Genomic DNA, 263 nt, shown 5'->3' with positions numbered 1-263 from the left:
CGTTTAGCGCATCAGTAGAGGGACAAGTGGTTATTTCGTTACGCACTAACGATGGCGTGCAGTTCTCTGACACAAAAACCCTAACAATTGATGTAATACAAAACGCATTGCCAGTAATTAGCTTCACGGGGGAGCAATCACGCTACGATGTAGTGGGCAATGCAGTTACATTTGATGTAAGCCAAAGTTACGACCCAGAGGGAACCTCTCTCGATTACGCTTGGACGCTATCAGCCCCTTCAGGCTCGAGCACCGGTTTAAGC

General features: G+C 47.9%; 1 pseudogene. It reads left to right on the top strand.

Features of this window, described 5'->3' with window-relative positions:
* Window positions 1–263, top strand: a pseudogene (locus tag AAEY57_RS20250) (PKD domain-containing protein); the annotation flags it as partial.

The organism is Pseudoalteromonas sp. MER144-MNA-CIBAN-0113, from assembly GCF_040308965.1.
GTDB classification, from domain to species: domain Bacteria; phylum Pseudomonadota; class Gammaproteobacteria; order Enterobacterales; family Alteromonadaceae; genus Pseudoalteromonas; species Pseudoalteromonas tetraodonis.
The sequence above is the reverse complement of the archived record's forward strand: the minus strand, read 5'-3'. Positions and strand labels throughout refer to the sequence as shown.